The organism is Shewanella hafniensis (assembly GCF_019655335.1).
Classification (GTDB): Bacteria; Pseudomonadota; Gammaproteobacteria; order Enterobacterales; family Shewanellaceae; genus Shewanella; species Shewanella hafniensis.
Window position 1 is genome coordinate 1 of the sequence record NZ_BPFD01000197.1, and the last position, 695, is coordinate 695.

General features: G+C 48.3%; 2 protein-coding genes. Both read left to right on the top strand.

What is annotated here, in order from left to right; all coding sequences use genetic code 11:
* Window positions 1-328 (top strand): hypothetical protein (locus tag K5Q99_RS23105; RefSeq protein ID WP_220778130.1); only part of this gene is annotated, 328 nt, incomplete at its 5' end.
* Between the two features lie 21 nt (window positions 329-349).
* Window positions 350-694, top strand: a complete 345-nt coding sequence (locus tag K5Q99_RS23110) for a hypothetical protein (RefSeq protein WP_220778131.1) — start codon at window positions 350-352, stop codon at window positions 692-694.
* The last annotated feature ends 1 nt before the right edge of the window (window position 695 follow it).

Sequence of the window (695 nt, forward strand, 5' to 3'; positions counted from 1 at the left end):
GGGGGGGGGGGGGGGAAAGAAGAAGAGGGAAGAAGAGAGAAGGAAGAGGAGGGGGAAAGAGGAGAGGGGGAGAAGAAAAAGAAAAAAAAGAAAAAAAAAAAAAAAAGAGGAAAAAGAGGAAGAAAAAGAGAAACAAGCAGAGAAAGAAAAGAAGGGGGAAGAAGGGGAAAAAAGAAAGGAAAGAGGAAAAAAGGAAAAGAAAGAAAAAGGAGAGAGGAGAGGGGAGGGAGGAGAAGGGAGGGAGGAAAAGGGAAGAGGGAGGAGGGAGGGAGAGAAAGGAAAGGGAAGGGAGAAAAAGAGGGGGGAAAGAGGAGGAGATAAAGGGTAAGGAGAATTGGGAGGGATAGAGTTGAAGGTGAGTGAAAAGGAGAGAGGAGAGAAGAGGAAGGAGGGGAAAGGGAAGGGGGGAGGAGAGAGAGAAAAAAGGGAAGGGGAGACGGGGAAAGAAGGAGAAAAAAGGGGAGACAAAGAAGGAAAGGAGAGGAGCAAAGAAGCAGAGGGAAAGGGGAGAGGAAGAAAGAAGAGGGAGGGGAAAAGGAGAAAGAAGAAGAGGAAAAGAAAGAAGAGGGGGGGAAGGGAGGAGGGACAGGAGCAAAGACAAAGGAAGGAGGGGGGGGAGAAGCAAAGGAGGGGAAAGAAGAAAAAGAGAAAGGAGGGGGAAGAGAGAAAAAAGGGAGAGAAGGAGGCAACATAAT